The following is a 19,757-nucleotide window of genomic DNA, read 5'->3' on the forward strand; positions in this document are numbered from 1 at the left end:
TACTGATGGGTAACGTCCGGGCAGTCCAGTCGTGCTCTCCCCCACGGAGCACCCGCCAGTTCTTGGACTTCACCGGTGCATCACACAGAGCCGTGGCGCCGGCGCCCGATGAGGAGCAGCAGTCTTGCGCGAGTTCAGCCTTCCGGCCCTGTACGAGGTCCCCGCGGACGGCAACCTGACGGATCTCATCCGCCGCAACGCCTCCCAGCACCCAGACGTGGCCGTGATGGGCCGCAAGGTCGACGGCGTGTGGACCGACGTGACCGCCAAGGAGTTCCTCGCGGAGGTCCGGGGGGCCGCCAAGGGGCTGATCGCGGCCGGTGTCGAGCCGGGCGACCGGGTCGCGCTGCTGTCGCGTACGCGCTACGAGTGGGTGCTCCTCGACTTCGCGATCTGGAGCGCGGGCGGCGTGACCGTCCCCGTGTACGAGACGAGCTCGCCGGAGCAGATCCAGTGGATCCTCGGTGACTCGGGCGCGACCCTGGTGCTCGTGGAGAGCGCGGCCCACCAGGAGGCGGTGGTGTCGGTCCAGGGGAACCTGCCGGACCTGAAGGGCATCTGGCAGATCGAGGACGACGCGGTCGCCCAGCTGATCGGGACCGGCCTGGACGTCTCCGACGAGCTGCTCGACGAGCGCATGTCGGCGGCGAACGCGGACGACCCGGCGACGATCGTCTACACCTCGGGCACGACGGGCCGCCCCAAGGGCTGTGTGCTGACGCACCGGGCGTTCTTCGCCGAGTGCGGCAACGTGGTGGAGCGGCTGAAGCCCCTCTTCCGTACCGGCGAGTGCTCGGTGCTGCTGTTCCTGCCGGCCGCGCACGTCTTCGGGCGGCTGGTCGAGGTCGCGTCCGTGATGGCGCCGATCCGGCTCGGCTGCGTCCCGGACATCAAGAACCTCACGGACGAGCTGGCCTCGTTCCGGCCGACGCTGATCCTGGGTGTGCCGCGGGTCTTCGAGAAGGTCTACAACTCGGCGCGGGCCAAGGCGCAGGCCGACGGCAAGGGCAAGATCTTCGACAAGGCCGCGCACACGGCGATCGCGTACAGCAGGGCGCTGAGCACCCCGCAGGGCCCGTCCTTCGGTCTCAAGCTGAAGCACAAGATCTTCGACAAGCTGGTCTTCAGCAAGCTGCGGGCGGTCCTCGGCGGGCGCGGCGAGTACGCGATCTCGGGCGGCGCGCCGCTGGGCGAGCGGCTCGGCCACTTCTTCCGCGGCATCGGCTTCACGGTCCTGGAGGGCTACGGCCTGACGGAGTCCTGCGCGGCGACGGCGTTCAACCCCTGGGACCGGCAGAAGATCGGCACGGTCGGCCAGCCGCTGCCGGGCTCGGTGGTGCGGATCGCCGACGACGGCGAGGTGCTGCTGCACGGCGAGCACATCTTCTCGCGGTACTGGAACAACGAGGCGGCGACGGCCGAGGCGCTGGCGGACGGCTGGTTCCACACCGGCGACATCGGCACCCTCGACGAGGACGGCTACCTCGCGATCACCGGCCGGAAGAAGGAGATCCTGGTGACGGCGGGCGGCAAGAACGTCGCCCCGGCGGTCATCGAGGACCGGATCCGGGCGCACGCGCTGGTCGCGGAGTGCATGGTGGTCGGCGACGGGCGCCCGTTCGTGGGCGCGCTGGTCACGATCGACGAGGAGTTCCTGGGCCGCTGGGCCTCGGAGCACGGCAAGCCGACGGGTTCGACGGCGGCCACCCTGCGCGACGACGCGGACCTGGTCGCGGAGGTGCAGCGCGCGATCGACGACGGCAACGCGGCGGTCTCGAAGGCGGAGTCGGTCCGCAAGTTCCGCATCCTCCCGGCCCAGTTCACGGAGGAGGCGGGCCACATCACCCCGTCCCTGAAGCTGAAGCGCAACGTGGTGGCGAAGGACTTCGCGGACGAGATCGAGGCGATCTACACGGCGTGAGCCGTACGGCACGGATACGGCCGGAGGCCCGGGGCATCACCCCGGGCCTCCGGCCGTATGCGTGTGCGGGTCCCGGAAGCGGGCCGCTACAGCAGCTCCCTGAGACGCTCCGCCAGCAGGTCCCAGCGCCACTTCTCCTCGACCCAGGCCCGGCCGCGCTCGCCCATGCGGGCGCGGAGCTCCGGGTCGAGGAGGAGGGTGGTGACGCGGTCGGCGGTGTCCTCGGGGGACTCGCCGCGGACGACCCAGCCGGTCTCGCCGTCGAGGACCGCGTCCGGGGCGCCGCCCGAGTCGCCCGCGACGACCGGGAGGCCGGTCGCGGAGGCCTCCAGGTAGACGATGCCGAGGCCCTCGACGTCGAGGCCGCCGCGGCGGGTGCGGCAGGGCATCGCGAAGACGTCTCCGGCGCCGTAGTGGGCGGGGAGCTCCGACCAGGGGACGGCGCCGGTGAAGCGCACGGATCCGGCCACGCCGGTCTCGGCGGCGAGGCGGTGCAGGTCCTTCTCGTACGGGCCGCCGCCGACGACCAGGAGGACCGCGTCCGGCACCCGGCGCAGGATCCGGGGCATCGCCCGGATCAGGGTGTCCTGGCCCTTGCGCGGCACGAGCCGGGAGACGCAGACGACGACGGGCCGGTCGCTGAGCCCGAGGCGGGCGCGGACCTCGGCGCCGCCGGAGCCGGGGTGGAAGGTCTTCTCGTCGACGCCGGGCGGCAGCTGGACCATCCGGCCGGCCGCGGCGGGCGTGAGGGCCGCCGCGATCCGGGAGCGGGTGTACTCGCCGAGGTAGGTGATCGTGTCGGTGCCCTCGCCGATCCGCCGCAGCAGCTGCCGGGAGCCGGGCAGCTGGGCCCAGCCCGCCTCGTGGCCGTGCGTGGTGGCGACGAGCCGCCGGGCGCCGGCCCTGCGCAGGGCGGGGCCCATCAGGCCGAGCGGGGCGGCCGCGCCGAACCACACGGACTCGCAGCCGTGCTCGCGCAGCAGCGCGGTGGCGCGGGCGGTGACCCGGGGTGTGGGCAACAGCATGGTGGTGCGATCGCGCACGACCGTGAAAGGCTGTTCGGCGTCGAACGCGGCCGTCGCCTCGATCCCTTCGCGGCTGCGCTTCCAGGTGGAGGCGTAGACCACGATCCGTTCGGGATCCAGGCGGAGCGCCATGTTGTGCAGGAAGGCCTGGATTCCGCCGGGACGCGGCGGGAAGTCGTTGGTTACGATCAGGGTCTTGTGCATCGTGGCCGAATCTACCGCGAGCGCACCCACCGCCCAGCACCACCACTCCCCGCGTCAGCGGGCCGACAGGACAAGGACGAGACAGTGATGACGGGCGCAGTGGGGAAGTGGTCACGCTCAGGTCTGCGGCTTCCGGTCGGCCTCTGGGCCCTGACCCGGGTGCTCCTGCTGCTGTGCGTCTTCAAGGTCGTGGTGATCCCGGGTCCGGACATCACGTTCGACATCGAGGAGATCTACCAGGGCTGGTACGAGGTCCTGCGGACGGGCACGTATCCGCTGGACGACGTGACCTGGCAGTATCCGCCGGCCGCCGCCTTCGCGATCCTCTCCCCCGCGGTGCTGCCCTTCCTCGGCTACTCGGCCGCCTTCTTCGTGCTCGCCCTCCTGTGTGACGCGTTCGTCTTCGGGCTGCTGCTGCACACCGGCCGCCGGGCGGGCCGGTCGCCGCGCGGTGCCTGGATATGGATCGCGGGTGTCGCGCTGTTCGGCCCGACCACGTACGCCCGGTACGACGTGATGGTGACCGCCGTCGCGGTGGCGGCGCTGCTCGCGGCGAGCCGTTCGCCGCGAGTCCTCGGGGCGCTCGCGGGCTTCGGCGCGGTCCTGAAGGTGTGGCCGGTGCTGCTGCTCGCGGGCACCCCGAAGGGGCGTGCGACCTTCCGCTCCTGGCCGGTCGCGGTGGGCGCGGCGGCCGCGGTGCTGCTGTTCTGCGTGCTGTGGATGCCGGGCGCGCTGGCCTTCCTCTCCTTCCAGCGCGACCGGGGCACGGAGGTCGAGTCGCTGGGCGCGATGGTCTTCCACGTGGCCCGGCACTTCGGCTGGAGCGGCGAGGCGCGGATGAACTTCGGTTCGATCGAGTTCCTCGGACCGTACGTCTCGACGGTCTCGACGGCCGCGATGGTGCTGACCTTCCTCGCCTTCGGCTGGCTGCTGCTGTGGCGGTTCAAGGCGCGGCGCTTCACCTCGTCGACGGTGGCGGACGCGGCTTTCGTGGCCGTGCTGCTGTTCACGACGACGAGCCGGGTGCTCTCCCCGCAGTACATGCTGTGGCTGGTGGGTCTGGCGGCGGTGTGCCTGGCGTACCGGTCGAGCCGGATGCAGCGGCCGGTGCACCTGGTCGTCTGGGCGACGGCGGTGACGCAGTTCGAGTTCCCGGTGTGGTTCTCGCACGTGACGCGGAGCGACCCGCTGGGCATCGCGGTGCTGTTCACCCGGAACGGCCTGCTGATCGCCGCCACGGTCATCGCCTGCCGCATCCTGTGGCAGCAGACGGTGACGGAGCCCCGGCTCGGGGCCAGGGCCGTGGTGCCCGCGCAGGCGACTCACTCGGACCGCGCGAAGGCCCTGTCCGGCTCGCGCTGACCGGCGCCGTGGACACGGCGCCGCAGCAGGCCCAGGGCCGCGCACTGGGCCGCCATGGCGAGGGCCATGGCCAGGCAGACGCCGGGCAGTCCGAGACCTGAGAGGCCGTACGCGAGCGGCAGCTGGACGAGGACGCCCGCGACCGTGATCCGGGCCAGGTACGGGCTGCCGCCGGTGCCCTCGAAGACCCCGGCGAGCGCGATGTATCCGGCCATGAGCAGCAGATAGGGGCCGAGGCAGCGCAGGAACAGCGCGCCCGCCTCCGCCACGGCGGGTTCGGCGCCGAAGGCCCGCATGACGGGTCCCGCGCAGACGAGCAGCAGCCCCGCCGCTCCCGCCCCGAGGGCCCCGCCGAGCAGCAGGGCCTGGCGTCCGACCGCCCGGCGTTCGTCGCGGCCCGCCCCGAGCAGGTGCGCGCTGTGGATGGCGGCGGCCTGCCGGACGGCGTAGAAGGCCATGGTCGCGACGTACATGGCCTTGGTGGCGATGCCGTAGGCGGCGATCTCGGTGACGCCGAGCCGGGCCACGACGGAGACGAGCGCGAGGGCCCCCGCCATCCGGACGGCGAAGTCGACGCCCATCGGCAGGCCGGTGCCCGCGGTACGGCGCAGGGCGGCGGTGGTCCGCTCGGCGGGGCGGGCGGCGCGGGCGGCCCTGAGCAGCGGGTGGCGGCGCAGGACGAGCAGTCCGGCGGCGAGGGCGACGGTCCGGCCGGTGACGGTGGCGAGGGCGGCGCCCCGCACGCCGTACGCCTGGATGAGCAGCGGGTCGAGGACGAGGATCAGCCCGTTGGCGAGGAAGGCGAGCCGCATGGGGGTGCGGGTGTCGCCGGCGCCCTTGAGGACGCCGTCGAGCACGGTGACGGCGAAGAAGACGGCGGTGCCGGGGAGCGAGACGGCGAAGTAGGCGACGGCCAGGGCGTGGGCGGGGTGGTCGTGGCCGCCGAGCAGCAGTGCGGCGAGCGGTTCGCGCAGCAGGTACCCGCCGAGGGCGACGGGCGGTACGAGCAGGGCGCCGAGGGCGGCGCCGCCGCGGACGGCCGCGCGGACGGCGCCGGGGTCGTCCGCGCCCCGGGCCCGGGCGACGAGCACGGTGGTGCCGGAGCCGGCGACGAGGACGACGCCGAGGAGCAGGTTCTCGACGTTGGTGGCGACCGCGACGGCGGCGACGGCGTCCCCGCCGAGCCGGGCGACCCAGACGACATTGATGATCCCCGCGGCGACTCCGGCGAGGAGTTCGAGATAGACCGGGCGGGCGAGCCGGACGAGCGTGCGGCGGTGTGCGGACATGGGACGGGTCCCCCTCGTTTCGTTGTACCTCGATTAGAGGCACCTCGAAAAGAGGTAGCATGGCGAGCGTTCCGACGACAAGCACGGACGACGAGCCCGAAGGAGGCGCCCGGTGCTGGAACTGTCGATCCTGGGCTTCCTGTACGAGAAGCCCCTGCACGGGTACGAGCTGAAGGAGCGCATCCACGGCCTCAGCGGCCACGTCCGCCCCGTCAGCGACGGCGCCCTCTACCCGGCGATCACCCGCCTGGTGAAGAACGGCCTGGTGGACAGCCGTACGGAGCCGGGCGCCAGCGCGGCCCCGCGCCGGACGCTCTCGCTCACCCCCGAGGGCCGCCGGGAGCTGCTCGCCAGGCTGCGGGCGCCCAAGGACGCCGAGATCACCGACGGCCAGCGCTTCTTCACGCTGCTCGCGTTCCTCGGCCACCTGCCCGACCCGGCGGACCAGGCGGCCGTGCTGCGCCGCCGCCAGGACTTCCTGAACACCCCGGCCAGCTTCTTCTACGAGGACGGGACCCCGGTCAGGGCCGAGCGGGAGCCGGACCTCTTCCGCCAGGGCATGCTGCGGATCGCCCGCGCGACGGGCACGGCCGAGAAGGCCTGGCTGGCGGAGGCCCTGGCCGAACTGGAGGGAACCGGCTAACCGAGCCGCTCCCCCACGTACGCGCGCCAGTCCGCGGTGAACTCCTCCGGCGTGGTGCCCAGCACCTCCTGGAGCGCCTTCTCCACCGCGCCCTCCCGGGCCGGGTGCGCGCCCACCGCCCGGTAGAAGTCCCGCAGCTCCCCCTCGCCCCAGCGGTCGGCGATCAGCTCGCAGGCCAGCCAGCCGCCCTCGTACGCCCTGGCCAGCGCGTCCGCCTCGCCGCCGAAGGCGAAGTCGGCGTCCTCCGGGAGCCGGGCGGGCAGCTCGCCCGCCCGCACCGCGCGGCGCAGCTCGGGCGCGGCCTGGGCGGGGCCGCGGCCGGCGTCCCGGTAGGCGACCCAGTCCGCGAAGCCCTCGGAGAGCCAGACCGGGGTGGAGGGGGTGGTGGCGGCGCGGGTGGCGACGTGCGTGGTCTCGTGGGTGAGGACGAGCTGCCGGCCGAAGTCCCCGAGGACGCCGTACGCCTCCGGGTTGACGATCACCCGGTCCGCGGGGGCGTCCGCGCCGCCCCGGGTCTCCCCGGTGGTGACGGCCGCGATGCCCCGGTAGGAGGCCCCGGGCGCGCCGAGGAGTTCCCCCATCCCCTGGAGCGAGCCGGGGACCAGGACGACCACCTCGCGGGCCCAGTCGGAGGGCCAGGCGGCGGAGACGGCGGGGACGGCCCGGTCGGCCGCCGCGGCGATCTCCCGGAGCCGTTCGGGCTTCTGGCCGACGCCGAGCACCAGCGAACGGTCGCCCCGCACGGTCGCGACCTCGCCCTGCTCCCACAGGTGCCGGGGGGCGCCGTCGGCCGGCCGGTCACCGGCCACGTACCAGCGTCCGTCCCGCTCGGTCAGGTCGAGGACCCGGGCGCCGGTGGCGGGCCGCTTGTCGTGGTCCCGGAGCCGGTAGCCCAGCTCGGCGCGGGCGGTGACCCGGTCGGACGCCGTGCGGTCGACGCCGGTGAGCCGGTACGTCCAGCCGTCGACCGGCACCGCCGCGAGCCGCCGGAACACGGCGAGCGCGGCCGGCGCGTACGCGGGGTCCACGCCGACCAGGTAGGCGGCCTGGTCACGGTCGAGGAGCGCCCTGGACTGCCGGTCGAGGAGCGTCTGTATCTCCCGGGTCGTGGTGTCGACGGGCCCGGCCTGGGCGCCGCAGCCGACAAGACCCACGAGGGTGAGCAGCAGGGCGAGCGCGCAGGCCGTCGCCGACCGCCGCGTTCCGCACCCCTGACCTGACACGCCTCCGATCGTACGGTCGGATCGGCGCCGGCGGCGTACCGGACCGGCTCAGACCCGGGTCACCGTCACGTTCGACATCATGTTCACCGGGTCGTAGCGCACCCGCGCGCCCGGGTAGGGGGCGTGGATGACCTGCCCGTTGCCCGCGTAGATCCCGACGTGGCTGGCGTCGCCGCGGTAGGTGACGAGGTCCCCGGGCTGCGCCTGCGACAGCGGCACCTGACGGCCCGCGTGGCGCTGTGCGGAGGAGGTGCGGGGCAGGCTGATCCCGGCCTGCCGGTACGACCAGACCATCAGGCCCGAGCAGTCGAAGGCGGAGGGTCCGGTGGCGCCCCACACGTACGGCTTACCGATCGCGCTGCGGGCGGCGATCACCGCGGCGGCGGCCCGTGAGGAGCCCGCCGGGAGGTCGGCCATGGGCGGCAGGTCCTCCGCGCGCCCGCCGGAGCGCGAGGCCCGGTCGAACTCGGCGCGGTCCTCGACGGTGAGGGCGGCGAGCGCCCGGCGGGCCTCGGCGAGCTTGCGTTCCACGGTGCGCTTGTGGCGGGCGACCTCGGCCCGGCTGCGCTCCAGCTCGCCCAGGGTGGTCCGGGCCTCGGACCGCTTCTGGTCGAGCCGCCGCTGCTCGCGCAGGAGCTCGGCGAGGGCGACGCCCTGCCGGGCGGTGAGCCGGTCGAGGGCCGAGGCGCGCTCCAGGTAGCTGTCCGGGTCGGAGGAGAGCAGCAGGGCGAGGGCGGGGTCGATGCCGCCGGAGCGGTACTGGGCGCCGGCGACCGAACCGAGCGCCCCCCGCATGTGGTTGATGCGCTCCTGGCCCCGGGCGAGCCCGTCCTGGGCCAGGGAGACCGCGCGGCGCAGCGCGTCCGCCTTCTCGTCCGCCCGGTTGTAGCCCTCCGTGGCCTGCTCGGCCTCCTCGAAGAGCCGGTCCACGGTGGCACGCGTGGCCGCCTGGCCGGCCCCGGGGTCGGCGCTCGCGGGGACGGCCCCGAAGGACGCCGCCGCGGTGGCCGCGGCGGCGGTGAGGACGGTGACCCTGGCGGGTCGGCGGTGGGACGCCACGAATCGCGCTCCGTTCGGCTCGACGCAGACTGGCGCGGCAGACAGTAGCCGCTGATCACTCCGCGTCCAACGAAGCCGTCGGACACACAAAGTGACGCCCCGCCGGAGATCACAGGTCACCGGCGGGGCGTCAGGTCAGTTCGCGTCGCGGTGAACCACCCGATTGGGCGGTTCGGCGCGGCTCGTCGGGGGTCAGCCGGCGATGCGGACGCCGAACTGGAACGAACCCATCGTGTTCATCGACTCGTAGCGGACGAAGGCGCCCGAGTACGGGGCGTGCAGAACGGTGTTGTTGCCCGCGTAGAGACCCACGTGCTGCAGGCCGTTGAAGAAGACCAGGTCGCCCGGCTTGAGCTGGCTGCGGCCGATCTTCGTGCCGTCGTTCTGCTGGGTGTAGGTGGTGCGGGTGAGGTCGACGCCGGCCTTGCCGTAGGCCCACTGCGTCAGACCGGAGCAGTCGAACGAGTTGGGGCCCTCGTGGCCGGAGGCGTACGGCATGCCGACCCGGGTGGCGGCGGCACTGAGCGCGGCGGCGCCGAAGCCGGAGGCGGGGGCCTCGTTGCCGAGGTCCAGGCGCTCGCCGGCGGCGCGGCTGGCGCGCTGCGACTTCTGCCGCTCCTCCTCGGCCAGCTTGGCCTTCTCGGCGGCGGTGAGGGTGTTGAGGAGCTTCTGGGCCTCGGCCAGCTTGCCCTGGTACTTCTTCTTCTTCTCGCTGAGCGTCTTGCGGACGTCCTCGAGGTCGGCCAGCTTCGTGGTGGCCTCGGCGCGCTGCTGCGCGAGGCTCCGCTGCTTGGACTGGATCGAGCTGAGGACGTCGGCCTGCTGGGCGCCGAGCTGGTCGACCGCGGAGGCCTTGTCGAGGTAGGTGTCCGGGTCGGCGGAGAGGAAGAGCTGGAGCGCCGGGTCGATGCCGCCGGAGCGGTACTGGGCGCTGGCGACCGAACCGATCTGGTCGCGCAGGGTGTTGAGCTCCTGCTGACCGCGGGCCACCTTGTCCTGGAGCTGGCCGATCTCCTTCTGCAGCTTGCCGCGGCGCTCTTCGGCCAGGTTCGCCTGCTCCGTGGCCTCCTCGGCCTCGTGGTGGAGCTTGTCGACCTTCGACTTGACCTCGTCTATCGAGGGCTTGGCGGGGGCCGCCTGGGCGCCCGACTGGGCGGTGAGCGCTACGGCGGCGGCCGCGGTCGCGGTGAGTACGGTCACACGCATGCGGCTCGGCTGCTTGGGTCGACGGTGGGACGCCACGAAGGCGAGCTCCTTCTTCCTCAGAGCCGCCCATCCGGTGAGGGGCAGGCGGTTCCTCCGCCGCCACCCCGGATGGGTGATCAACCGCGCGAAGGTTCGAAGCCCGACCCTAGTGACCAAGTTGTGATCAGTTCAAATCCCACTGGCAAAAATATCGCGCACGCACCACTTTATTTACACGCACCGCACGGGCAGTGATGAGCAGTTGACGGTGCGCCCCCCAGAATTCGGGCATAAGGCCCAGGAGTTGCCGATGCGTCACGAGAGCCGTGAAAGCCTCTTCAGCAACAAGGCGGACGTCACGGGACGCGCGCCCGCCTTCGCCACGCCGTCGGCCACCTCGCGGTCGGTGGAGACCACCACGACCGGCCGGCCCGGCGGCTCCGCCCGTACCAGCTGACGGATCAACTCGTCCGCCGTCACCCCGGGCTTGGAGAACAGCACCCGCACCCCGCGCGGCGGCGCGAGCAGCACCGGGGCGGCCAGCTCCGCCCCGTCGAAGACACAGGTCACCTCGGCGCCCGTACGGGCCGCGAGCGCCGACAGGCTGCCGAGCAGCCGCAGCCGCTGCTTCTCCAACGGCATCGTGGGATAGCCGGTCTTGGTGACGTTGTAGCCGTCGACGACCAGATGCGTCTGCGGCAGCGCGAGGAGCTGGTCGAGCAGCGCCGGGTCGGTCTCCGAGAGTGCCCGCGCCGCGATGTCCTTCGGCGACATCCGGCCCGGCTCCACCGCGTCCACCGTGTCCGCCGGGTGCACCGAGACGGGCGGCAGCGCGAGTTCACGGCGCAGCCCCTGGGCCGCGTCGAGGACGGTGTCGAGCAGCAGCCGCAGCCGCATGTCCTCCACCGAGCGTCCCTCGCGGGCCGTCCTGCGGCTCGCCTCCAGGGCCGACTCGACCTCGCCGAGCCGGGCCTTGAGCCGCCGGCTCTCGCTCTCGGCGGCCGACACCTGGGCGGCTGCCTCCGCCTTCGCGGCGTCGATCTCGCCCTGGGCGCGGCGCAGCGCCGCCTCGCCGCGCTTCACGTCGCTCTGGGCGCTGCGCAGCTTGCGGTGAAGCGATTCCGCTTCCTTCCTTGCCGCCTCCAGGTCGTGCCGCAACTGCTCGGTCTCGCTCCGGGAGCGGTCCCGGGCTGCGGCCAGTTCCTCGCGCAGCCGCTCGACCTCGCGCCGGCCGGCCTCGTCGGCCCGCTCGGCGTCGACCCGCTGGGCCTCCTCGCCGGCGGCGGCCACGAGCTTGACCCAGCCGGGCGGGCGCAGCACATAGGCGGCCGCCGCCACGTCCACGGGGTCGGCGGCGGCGGGCGGGGTGCCGGTCTCGACGGCTCCGGTGAGTTCGGGCTGGCCCTGCTTGAGCCGTTCGCCGATCCGCTGCCGGAAGAGCGGGTCGCTCTCCAGGGCCGCCGCCATCGCGTTCCCGGCGAACTTGGCCCGCCGGCTCGCGGTGAACCGGGCGTACTGCCTCAGGGGCGCGGGCAGCTCCGCGACGGTCAGCCCGCCGAAGGCGTCGGCGACCAGCGCGACCACCCGCCGCCGGACGGCTTCCGGCAGTGGGTGGTCGAGCGTCTCGGCAGCGTCACCTGCCGCGCCGGCCGGCTCTCCACCGTGCGCGGGCTGCTCCACGATCCGTCACCCCTATGTCTTCCGCGCCGTCCCTCAGGAGGCGGCGCCCGGCCTGTCCACCAGTTCGATCTGGTCCACCGCGTTGCACCAGCGGCAGCGGACCGACTCGATGGTCTCACTGACCACCTGCCGCTCCTCGACCGTCGGCTCCCCGGCGAGGTCCAGATGGACGTACTCCACGACCTTGGAGGAGCGGGTCACGTCGAAGCGGGTCAGGTTGCCGCAGAGCGTGCAGCGCCAGCGGGTCTCGGCGGTCGGCAGGGGAACCGTCGTCATCGAGCCGTCCTTCTTCCTGTTGCGTGTACCAGGTGCGGGAGCCGCGGTGCGCCGTCGAACTGCGGTCGTACTGCCCGTTACCCTACGGCCTCGCCGGTATCCGGGGGCACGGCGAGGCACTCTGTCCAGTTCGGCCCCGGTACGCCATGATCTGTCCATGATCGACTGGCGAGGCGCGGTCCGCGCCGTCCTGGGCGCCTTGCGCGGCGTCCGCCGCGGACCCACGGTGACGTACGGGCTGATCGCCGCCTGCTGTCTGCTCTTCGTGATCGGCCCGGTGTCCGGTCTCAACCCGGCGTACGGCACGGGGGACCAGCTCCTCGCGGCGCAGGGCGCGTACTTCCGCCGCTGGGGGGTCGTCCCGGCCGATCTGATGAGCGGCGTCCCCGGCGCCCTGCTCACCCCGCTCACCGCGCTGTTCGTCCACGGCAGCTGGCTCCACCTGCTGGGAAACATGCTGTTCCTGTACGTCTTCGGGGCGATGGCCGAGGAGCGCATGGGTCCCGTCGAGTTCGCCCTCTTCTACCTGGGCGCGGGGTACCTCGCGCTGCTCGGCTACGCGGTGGCGTACGCGAGCAGCGAGCAGACCCTGGTCGGGGCGTCCGGGGCGATCTCCGGGGTGCTCGGGGCCTTTCTCTTCCTCTTCCCGCGCTCCCGGGTCACCAGTCTCTTCCCCTTCCTCTTCTTCCTGCCGCTGCGCTTCCCCGCCTGGATCGTGCTGATCTTCTGGTTCGTGCTGCAGTGGCTGGCGGCGCGGGCGGCGGGCGCGGGCCCCGGGGTCGCCTATCTGGCCCATGTGGTGGGCTTCTCCGTCGGCTTCCTCTACGCCTGGGCGCGCCACCGGGGTGGGGATAGAGTGAAAGCCCAAACCGCGGCGACCGAGGGAGAAAGCCAGCCGTGATCACCGCGATCGTGCTCATCAAGACCAGCGTGGACCGCATCCCCGAGATCGCCGAGTCGATCGCCGGGCTCGACAGCGTCAGCGAGGTCTTCTCGGTGACCGGCACCTACGACCTCATCGCCATGGTCCGCGTGCCCCGCCACGACGACCTGGCGGACGTGATCCCCGGCAGCATCAGCAAGATCCCGGGCGTCGAGGCCACGGACACCCACGTCGCCTTCCGTACGTACTCGCAGCACGACCTGGAGGCGGCCTTCGCCATCGGTCTGGAGTCCTGAGACTCATTCACGGCGCAGGTGAAGGGGGCCTCCCGCTCGGGAGGCCCCCTTCACCCGTACGAGTGAGCGGTCAGCCGCGGTCGGGGACGCAGCGGCCGTCCTCGGTACGGTACTTCCACTGCGCGCCGTCGCGGACGAGCTCCTTCACGGCGCCGACGAACCGCTCCACGTGCTCGTCCGGCGTCCCCGCGCCGAAGCTCACCCGGATGGCGTTGAGGGACCTCTCCCCCGGGGCCGCCTCGGGGGCGCCGCACTCGCCCGGGTCCTGCGGGTCGCTGCCGAGCAGCGTGCGGACCAGCGGGTGGGCGCAGAAGAGGCCGTCGCGGACGCCGATGCCGTACTCGGCGGAGAGCGCGGCGGCGAAGTGGGAGCTGTTCCAGCCCTCCACGACGAAGGAGATGACGCCGACGCGGGGGGCGTCGTCGCCGAACAGCGAGAGCACCCTGACCTCGGGCACCTCCGCGAGACCCGCGCGGACCTTGGCGATCAGGTGCTGCTCGCGCTCGACGAGGGAGTCGAAGCCCGCCTCGGTGAGCGCCTTGCAGGCGGAGGCGATGGAGTAGACGCCGATGACGTTGGGCGAACCGGCCTCGTGCCGGGCCGCGGTGGTGTGCCACTCCACGTCCACACCACCGTCGGCCCGGCGGGCCACCTTGCGGGAGGCGCCGCCGCCCGCGAGGTAGGGCTCGGAGTCCTGGAGCCAGTCGGCGCGGCCGGCGAGGACGCCGGAGCCGAAGGGCGCGTACAGCTTGTGCCCGGAGAAGGCGATCCAGTCCACGTCGAGGTCCTGGACGGAGACCGGGTGGTGCGGCGCGAGCTGGGCGGCGTCGAGCACGATCCGGGCGCCGTGGGCGTGCGCGGCGGCGGCGAGCTCCTTCACGGGCCACAGCTCACCGGTGACGTTGGAGGCGCCGGTGACGCAGACCAGGGCGGGGCCGTAAGGGTCACGGTCGGCGAGGGCCCGCTCCAGGGTGGCGACGGCCTGCTCCGGGGTGCGCGGCGCGTTGAGGTAGCTGACGCGGGCGTCCCGCCAGGGCAGCAGCGAGGCGTGGTGCTCGGTCTCGAAGACGAAGACCTGGCAGTCCGCCGGGAGGGTGGCGGCGAGCAGGTTGAGCGAGTCGGTGGTGGAGCGGGTGAAGACGACCTGGTCGCCGGGGCGGCAGTCGAGGAACTCGGCGACGGTGACCCGGCTGTTCTCGAAGAGGTCGGTGGAGAGCTGGGAGAGGTAGCCGGCGCCGCGGTGGACGCTGCCGTAGTAGGGGGCGTACGCGGCGACGTCGTCCCACACCCGCTGGAGGGCCGGCGCGCTGGCCGCGTAGTCGAGCGCCGCGTAGGTCACCTCGCCGCCGGTGACGAGCGGGACGGTGACGTCCCGGCCGAGGACGGGCAGCGGGGCGGCGCAGCAGGGGTCGGCGGACTCCGTCTCGACGCGGGTGGCGGTGGCGGCGGTCTCGACGGTGGCGGTGGCGGCGGCGTCAGGGCGTGCGGACATGGCGGTATCTCCCGGCGGGCGGTGCGGAAACGGCTTCGGTGATCCCGTACGCGGCCGGACACGGCGGAGTACGGGTGATGCCTCGGAAGACACGGGTGCACGGGGAACGAAAGGGGCACACGGGGTGCGCGGAAGCGACCCTGATCCGGTGATCCGAGGGTGAAGAAGGGGCGTATTCGCCCTATCGCATTCGCTTGCTCACGGAAAACGCTCCTCGAGAGACCAGGACCCCTGGTGTTCGAGGGGTCCGCGCTTGCCGTAGACCTCGCTGCCTACGGCCTGGTCATCACCCGGGGCACCCCGCCACGGACGGAGGGTTGCCGGACAGCAAGCCGGGGCCAAAACGCTGTCACTCGTGACCTGGGAAGCATCCTGCCACATGATCGACGAAGCGCAAGACCCCGGTCCGCATACTGGACCGGGGTCGTGTCCCGTCGGACCCGCGCGGGGTCAGGCGTTGCTGGCGGCGATCCACCGCTCCAGGGCCTGGCGGGCCGCACCGGAGTCGATCGCCTCGGCCGCCTTCGCCATGCCGGTCCGGATCTGCTCCACCAGGGAGCCCTCGCCCGGCGCCAGCGCGGTGAGCGCCGCCGCCGAGTTGAGCAGCACCGCGTCCCGTACCGGACCGGTCTCCCCCGCGAGCAGCCGGCGGGCCACGTCGGCGTTGTACGAGGCGTCCGCGCCGCGCAGCGCCTCCACGGGGACCAGGTCGATGCCCACGTCCCGGGGGTCGAAGGCCTCCTCGCGCACCGCGCCGTCCCGGACCACCCAGACCCGCGAGGTGGCGGTGGTGGTCAGTTCGTCGAGACCGTCGTCGCCGCGGAAGACGAGCGCGGACGAGCCGCGCTCGGCGAGCACCCCGGCGACGATGGGGGCCACCCGGGCGTCGGCGACTCCGGTCGCCTGGGACCGGACGCGGGCCGGATTGGTCAGCGGGCCGAGGAAGTTGAAGACGGTCCGGATGCCGAGCTCCTTGCGGGCCATCGCCACATGGCGCAGCGCCGGGTGGAACTTCACGGCGAAGCAGAAGGTGATCCCGGCCTCCTCGGCGACCTCGACGACCCGCTTCGGGGTCAGGTCGAGGTTGACGCCGAGCTTCTCCAGGACGTCGGAGGCGCCGGAGGCGGAGGAGGCCGCCCGGTTGCCGTGCTTGACGACCTTGGCGCCGGTGCCGGCCACGACGATCGCCGACATGGTGGAGATGTTGACGGTCTTGGCGCCGTCGCCGCCGGTGCCGACGATGTCGACGGTGGCGCCGGGCACCTCGATCGTGTTGGCGTGGGCGTACATCGTCCGGACCAGGCCGGTGATCTCCTCGACGGTCTCGCCCTTGGCGCGCAGCGCCACGACGAAGCCGGCGATCTGGGCGTCGGTGGCCTCGCCGCGCAGGATCCGGTCCATGGCCCAGGCGGTGTCCTCCGCGCTCTGGTCGCGGCCGGACAGCAGACCGTCCAGGACGACGGGCCAGGAGCGGCCCGCCGACGTAGGTCCTCCAGCGGGGGTCACAGCGCTCATGGCAGCTCCTCAGTCGGTCGCTTCTATCTGTTGCGCACGCAACAGATAGCAGTCTCACCCTATCGACCCCCAGGGACGGCAAAGAGCCCCGTCCAGCGAATGGACGGGGCTCCTGCCGTGGCGACTTTCCGTCAGGAAGTCGGAAGTTCAGGCGATCAGTGGTGGCCGTGGCCGCTCTGGATCTCCTTGTACTCCTCGACCGTGGGCTTGGCGATCTGGTTGTCGTCGCCGTAGTAGCCCTTGTTGAGCTTGACCCGGAGCTTCTCCATGCGCCCGATCTTGCGCTCCACGCCGTTCTCGTCGACGGCCGGCGGAAGCTCCGCGGCCTCGTACTGCTCGTGCGCCGTGAGGCGGTGCAGCTCGCCCTGGCTGAGCGGCTCGTGGACCTCGACGAACTCACCGTGCGGCAGGCGCTTGATGATGCCGGACTCGCGGCCGTGCAGCACCTTGTCCTTGTCGCGGCGCTGGAGGCCGAGGCAGATCCGCTTGGTGGCGACGAACGCGATGACCGGGCCGACGAAGAAGAAGATCCGCACGAACCAGGTGATCGAGTTGAGCGACAGGTGGAAGTGGGTCGCCCAGAGGTCGTTTCCACCACCCACGAGCATGATCATGTACGCGGTGATCCAGGCGACACCGAAGGCGGTGCGCGTCGGAGCGTTGCGCGGGCGCTGCGCGATGTGGTGCTCGCGCTTGTCGCCGGTGATCCAGGACTCGATGAACGGGTAGACCGCGATGGCCGCGAGGACCGCCGGGAAGATCGCCAGCGGGATCATCACGCCGAGGACCAGCGTGTGGCCCCAGAGGTTGATCTCCCAGCCCGGCATGACACGGATCAGACCCTCGGCGAAGCCCATGTACCAGTCGGGCTGGGCGCCGGTGGACACCTGGTCCGGGCGGTACGGGCCGATGGCCCAGATCGGGTTGATCGAGGCGATCGCCGCGATGACCGCGATGACACCGAAGACCAGGAAGAAGAAGCCTCCGGCCTTGGCCATGTAGACCGGCAGCAGCGGCATGCCCACGACGTTCTTGTTCGTACGGCCGGGGCCGGCGAACTGCGTGTGCTTGTGGAAGAACACCAGGATGAGGTGGGCGACCACGAGGCCGAGCATGATGCCGGGCAGCAGCAGGACGTGGGCCGAGTAGAACCGGGCCACGAAGTCGCCGCCGGGGAACTCCCCGCCGAACAGGAACATCGACAGGTACGTGCCGATGACCGGCACGGACAGGATCGCGCCCTGCATGAAGCGGACACCGGTGCCGGAGAGCAGGTCGTCCGGGAGCGAGTAACCGGTGAAGCCGGTGAACATGCCCAGGAAGAACAGCAGGAAGCCGAACAGCCAGTTGATCTCACGCGGCTTGCGGAACGCGCCCGTGAAGAACACGCGCATCATGTGCACGAACATGCCGGCGAGGAAGATCAGCGCCGCCCAGTGGTGGATCTGCCGGATGAGCAGACCACCGCGCACCTCGAACGAGATGTGCATGGTCGAGTTGAACGCCTCGGACATCAGCTGTCCCTGGAGCGGGACGTACGGTCCGACGTACTCCACCTCGTTCATCGACGGGTGGAAGAACATCGTCAGATAGACGCCCGTCAGGATGATGATGAGGAAGCTGTAGAGGCAGATCTCGCCGAGCATGAAGGACCAGTGGTCCGGGAAGATCTTCCGCATGTTGGCCTTGGCCAGCGTGTAGATCCCCAGGCGTCCGTCGGCCCAGTCGGCCACCCGCTCACCGGCGGGTGCTTTCTTCGTATCGGTCACGGTGCTCATCCGCGCTCCCAGAAGGCAGGGCCGACGGGCTCGTCGAAGTCGCCGAGCGCCTCCAGGAAGCCCTTGTCGTTCACGCCGATCCGCAGCTGCGGGAGGGCGTGACCGGCCGGGCCGAAGATGACGCGGGCGCCGTCGGAGAGGTCGAAGGTGGACTGGTGGCACGGGCAGAGGACGTGGTGCGTCTGCTGCTCGTACAGGGAGATCGGGCAGCCCACGTGGGTGCAGATCTTCGAGAAGGCGACGATGCCCTCGTGCGACCACTCGAGCTCGCGCTTGTCCTTGATGTCCTCCGGCTGGATCCGGACGATCATCAGGGCGGCCTTGGCGATCTCGGTCTGGAAGTGGTGGTCGTGCTCCGAGAGGCCCTCGGGCATCGCGAAGGTCAGCGAACCGACCGCGACGTCCTCGGGACGCAGCGGCTCGTTCGTGTTCATGTTGATGAGCTGGAGCCCCTTGGTCCACATGGTGGTCCGGAGCTTCTTCTCGGGCAGCGGGCCCATGTCACGCAGCAGGACGATGCCGGAGAGCGGTACGAGCGACAGCGCGCCGAACATCGTGTTGCGGATGAGCTTGCGGCGGCCCATGCCAGACTCGGCGGCACCGGCCGCGAAGTCCGACATGACCTTCGCCTTGGTCTCGGCGTCGGCCTGGATCGGGTGCCGCTCGTCCGCGATCTCGACGTCGGACATCAGGGTGCGGGCCCAGTGGACCGCGCCCGCGCCGATGAAGAAGAGCGCGAGGCCCAGGGTCCAGCCCAGCGCGAAGTTGAGCGCGGACACCCGGCCGAAGGGCCAGATGTACACGATCTTGTCGACCGGGAAGATCACGTACGAGGCGATGAAGCCGATCGTGGCCAGCATCGACAGCGTGAACATGAACGCCACCGCGCGCTCGGACCGACGGGCGGCCCGCTCGTCGATGTCCTGGATGCGGGGCTTGTGGGGCGGGAGGCCCGGGTCGGCGAACGGGTCGTCGGCGACCTTCACCGCGCCGTGCGCGGTGTCCTGCCCTGCCGGCAGGTTCTCTTCTGGAATCTCTTGGCTACTCATGACTTCTTGGCCTTAGCGGTGTGGGCCGCGACCCAGATGGCAACTGCGATCAGCGCACCCAGACCGAAGATCCAGGCGAACAGGCCTTCGGAGACGGGGCCGAGGCCACCGAGCTTGAGACCGCCCGGGTTGTCGGCCTTGTCGCTGTTGACGGCCTGGACGTACGCGATGATGTCCTTCTTCTCCTTCTCCGGCATGGTCGTGTCCGGGAAGGAGGGCATGTTCTGCGGGCCGGTCTGCATGGCCTCGTAGAGGTGCTTCGGGCTCACGCCTTCGAGGCTCGGGGCGTACTTGCCGTAGGTCAGCGCGCCACCCTCACCGGTGAAGTTGTGGCACTGGGCACAGTTGGTGCGGAACAGCTCGCCACCCTTGGCGATGTCGGCACCGTCAGGGCTGTACTGGCTCTCGGTCGGCGTGACCGCACCGGCACCGAGAGAGGCGACGTACGCCGCGAGCTGATCGATCTCAGCCTGCGAGTAGATGACCTTCTTCTTCGGGACCTGGGCGCCCGGCTGCTGGGCCGGCATCCGGCCGGTGCCGACCTGGAAGTCGACGGCGGCCGAACCGACGCCGACGAGGGACGGGCCGTCAGAGGTGCCCTGACCGCCGGTTCCGTGGCAGCTGGCGCAGCCGACGGAGTAGAGCTTCTTGCCCTCCTCGATGGCGAGGGACTGGGCGGTTTCATCGGCCTTCGCCGTGCCCGCGGGCGCGAACGCGGCGTACAGCCCCCCAGTGGCCGCCAGCGCGAGAAGTAGGACGACGACCGCCGCCAGCGGATGGCGTCGTCGTGCGGAGAGCTTTTTCACGGATTACCCCGGTGTCAGGATCTTCTGCGTCGATGCTTGCTGGATGTCTCGGTCCGCCGTGACGGCGGCGC

General features: G+C 71.8%; 17 protein-coding genes and 1 riboswitch. Of the genes, 5 read left to right on the top strand and 12 right to left on the bottom strand.

Going from position 1 to position 19,757, the window contains the following annotated elements; genetic code table 11:
• Nucleotides 1-124: 124 nt before the first annotated feature.
• Nucleotides 125-1,921, top strand: a complete 1,797-nt coding sequence (locus tag DEJ43_RS08870) for an AMP-dependent synthetase/ligase (RefSeq protein WP_015032996.1) — start codon at nucleotides 125-127, stop codon at nucleotides 1,919-1,921.
• A gap of 86 nt (nucleotides 1,922-2,007) precedes the next feature.
• Here DEJ43_RS08870 and DEJ43_RS08875 read toward each other — a convergent pair whose 3' ends face one another.
• Nucleotides 2,008-3,150: a glycosyltransferase family 4 protein gene (locus DEJ43_RS08875; RefSeq protein WP_041662291.1), complete on the bottom strand. Its 1,143-nt coding sequence runs from the start codon at nucleotides 3,148-3,150 to the stop codon at nucleotides 2,008-2,010.
• An 87-nt stretch (nucleotides 3,151-3,237) separates the two neighbouring features.
• Between DEJ43_RS08875 and DEJ43_RS08880 the strand changes: the two genes are divergently transcribed.
• Nucleotides 3,238-4,512, top strand: coding sequence for a glycosyltransferase family 87 protein (locus DEJ43_RS08880; RefSeq protein ID WP_015032998.1), 1,275 nt, complete (start codon nucleotides 3,238-3,240; stop codon nucleotides 4,510-4,512).
• Here the strand turns inward: DEJ43_RS08880 and DEJ43_RS08885 are convergent.
• Nucleotides 4,473-5,801, bottom strand: a complete 1,329-nt coding sequence (locus DEJ43_RS08885) for an MATE family efflux transporter (RefSeq protein ID WP_015032999.1) — start codon at nucleotides 5,799-5,801, stop codon at nucleotides 4,473-4,475. The genes DEJ43_RS08880 and DEJ43_RS08885 overlap by 40 nt on opposite strands.
• 112 nt (nucleotides 5,802-5,913) lie before the next feature.
• Here DEJ43_RS08885 and DEJ43_RS08890 point away from each other — a divergent pair, with 112 nt between their 5' ends.
• Nucleotides 5,914-6,444, top strand: a complete 531-nt coding sequence (locus DEJ43_RS08890; protein WP_015033000.1) for a PadR family transcriptional regulator — start codon at nucleotides 5,914-5,916, stop codon at nucleotides 6,442-6,444.
• Here the strand turns inward: DEJ43_RS08890 and DEJ43_RS08895 are convergent.
• The 5 genes from DEJ43_RS08895 to DEJ43_RS08915 form a co-directional block, all read right to left on the bottom strand.
• Nucleotides 6,441-7,667, bottom strand: a complete 1,227-nt coding sequence (locus tag DEJ43_RS08895; RefSeq protein ID WP_015033001.1) for a hypothetical protein — start codon at nucleotides 7,665-7,667, stop codon at nucleotides 6,441-6,443. The genes DEJ43_RS08890 and DEJ43_RS08895 overlap by 4 nt on opposite strands.
• Before the next feature lie 48 nt (nucleotides 7,668-7,715).
• Nucleotides 7,716-8,726 (bottom strand): C40 family peptidase, encoded by a 1,011-nt coding sequence (locus DEJ43_RS08900; RefSeq protein ID WP_015033002.1) that lies wholly within the window; start codon nucleotides 8,724-8,726, stop codon nucleotides 7,716-7,718.
• A 192-nt stretch (nucleotides 8,727-8,918) separates the two neighbouring features.
• A complete protein-coding gene (locus tag DEJ43_RS08905) occupies nucleotides 8,919-9,968 on the bottom strand; it encodes a C40 family peptidase (protein ID WP_015033003.1) in 1,050 nt (349 codons plus the stop codon).
• Between the two features lie 258 nt (nucleotides 9,969-10,226).
• Nucleotides 10,227-11,591 carry an NYN domain-containing protein gene (locus DEJ43_RS08910; protein ID WP_015033004.1) on the bottom strand — a complete coding sequence of 455 codons (1,365 nt, stop codon included), beginning with the start codon at nucleotides 11,589-11,591 and terminating at the stop codon, nucleotides 10,227-10,229.
• Between the two features lie 33 nt (nucleotides 11,592-11,624).
• Complete coding sequence (locus DEJ43_RS08915) at nucleotides 11,625-11,867, bottom strand: hypothetical protein (protein ID WP_015033005.1); 243 nt, start codon at nucleotides 11,865-11,867, stop codon at nucleotides 11,625-11,627.
• A gap of 157 nt (nucleotides 11,868-12,024) precedes the next feature.
• On the opposite strand from DEJ43_RS08915, the gene DEJ43_RS08920 reads away from it, so the two are divergent.
• Together DEJ43_RS08920 and DEJ43_RS08925 are read left to right on the top strand one after the other, a co-directional pair.
• Nucleotides 12,025-12,768 carry a rhomboid family intramembrane serine protease gene (locus DEJ43_RS08920; RefSeq protein ID WP_015033006.1) on the top strand — a complete coding sequence of 248 codons (744 nt, stop codon included), beginning with the start codon at nucleotides 12,025-12,027 and terminating at the stop codon, nucleotides 12,766-12,768.
• Nucleotides 12,765-13,046 (top strand): Lrp/AsnC family transcriptional regulator, encoded by a 282-nt coding sequence (locus tag DEJ43_RS08925; protein WP_015033007.1) that lies wholly within the window; start codon nucleotides 12,765-12,767, stop codon nucleotides 13,044-13,046. Before DEJ43_RS08920 ends, DEJ43_RS08925 begins: the two co-directional genes overlap by 4 nt.
• A 70-nt stretch (nucleotides 13,047-13,116) precedes the next feature.
• Here DEJ43_RS08925 and DEJ43_RS08930 read toward each other — a convergent pair whose 3' ends face one another.
• From DEJ43_RS08930 to qcrC, 5 genes are all read right to left on the bottom strand, one after another.
• A complete protein-coding gene (locus DEJ43_RS08930) occupies nucleotides 13,117-14,538 on the bottom strand; it encodes an aminotransferase class V-fold PLP-dependent enzyme (protein WP_015033008.1) in 1,422 nt (473 codons plus the stop codon).
• A 244-nt stretch (nucleotides 14,539-14,782) separates the two neighbouring features.
• Nucleotides 14,783-14,899: riboswitch (SAM riboswitch) on the bottom strand.
• Nucleotides 14,900-14,988: 89 nt separating this feature from the next.
• Complete coding sequence (gene trpD / locus DEJ43_RS08935) at nucleotides 14,989-16,053, bottom strand: anthranilate phosphoribosyltransferase (protein WP_015033009.1); 1,065 nt, start codon at nucleotides 16,051-16,053, stop codon at nucleotides 14,989-14,991.
• Between the two features lie 155 nt (nucleotides 16,054-16,208).
• Nucleotides 16,209-17,831, bottom strand: a complete 1,623-nt coding sequence (gene qcrB, locus DEJ43_RS08940; protein ID WP_015033010.1) for a cytochrome bc1 complex cytochrome b subunit — start codon at nucleotides 17,829-17,831, stop codon at nucleotides 16,209-16,211.
• The gene (qcrA, locus tag DEJ43_RS08945; RefSeq protein WP_015033011.1) at nucleotides 17,828-18,880 is read right to left on the bottom strand and encodes a cytochrome bc1 complex Rieske iron-sulfur subunit; all 1,053 of its coding nucleotides are present in this window, start codon (nucleotides 18,878-18,880) and stop codon (nucleotides 17,828-17,830) included. Before qcrA ends, qcrB begins: the two co-directional genes overlap by 4 nt.
• On the bottom strand, nucleotides 18,877-19,686 hold the full coding sequence (gene qcrC / locus DEJ43_RS08950; RefSeq protein ID WP_015033012.1) for a cytochrome bc1 complex diheme cytochrome c subunit: 810 nt from the start codon (nucleotides 19,684-19,686) through the stop codon (nucleotides 18,877-18,879). Before qcrC ends, qcrA begins: the two co-directional genes overlap by 4 nt.
• Nucleotides 19,687-19,757 lie beyond the last annotated feature (71 nt).

It is taken from the genome of Streptomyces venezuelae ATCC 10712 (assembly GCF_008639165.1).
GTDB lineage: Bacteria > Actinomycetota > Actinomycetes > Streptomycetales > Streptomycetaceae > Streptomyces > Streptomyces venezuelae.

Bases quoted from the DNA above. Each gene is read 5' to 3' on its own strand.
- DEJ43_RS08915 (WP_015033005.1), bottom strand. From the start codon at position 11,867: ATGACGACGGTTCCCCTGCCGACCGCCGAGACCCGCTGGCGCTGCACG.
- trpD (WP_015033009.1), bottom strand. From the start codon at position 16,053: ATGAGCGCTGTGACCCCCGCTGGAGGACCTACGTCGGCGGGCCGCTCC.
- DEJ43_RS08920 (WP_015033006.1), top strand. From the start codon at position 12,025: ATGATCGACTGGCGAGGCGCGGTCCGCGCCGTCCTGGGCGCCTTGCGC.
- DEJ43_RS08885 (WP_015032999.1), bottom strand. From the start codon at position 5,801: ATGTCCGCACACCGCCGCACGCTCGTCCGGCTCGCCCGCCCGGTCTAT.
- DEJ43_RS08880 (WP_015032998.1), top strand. From the start codon at position 3,238: ATGACGGGCGCAGTGGGGAAGTGGTCACGCTCAGGTCTGCGGCTTCCG.
- DEJ43_RS08875 (WP_041662291.1), bottom strand. From the start codon at position 3,150: ATGCACAAGACCCTGATCGTAACCAACGACTTCCCGCCGCGTCCCGGC.
- DEJ43_RS08930 (WP_015033008.1), bottom strand. From the start codon at position 14,538: ATGTCCGCACGCCCTGACGCCGCCGCCACCGCCACCGTCGAGACCGCC.
- qcrB (WP_015033010.1), bottom strand. From the start codon at position 17,831: ATGAGCACCGTGACCGATACGAAGAAAGCACCCGCCGGTGAGCGGGTG.
- qcrA (WP_015033011.1), bottom strand. From the start codon at position 18,880: ATGAGTAGCCAAGAGATTCCAGAAGAGAACCTGCCGGCAGGGCAGGAC.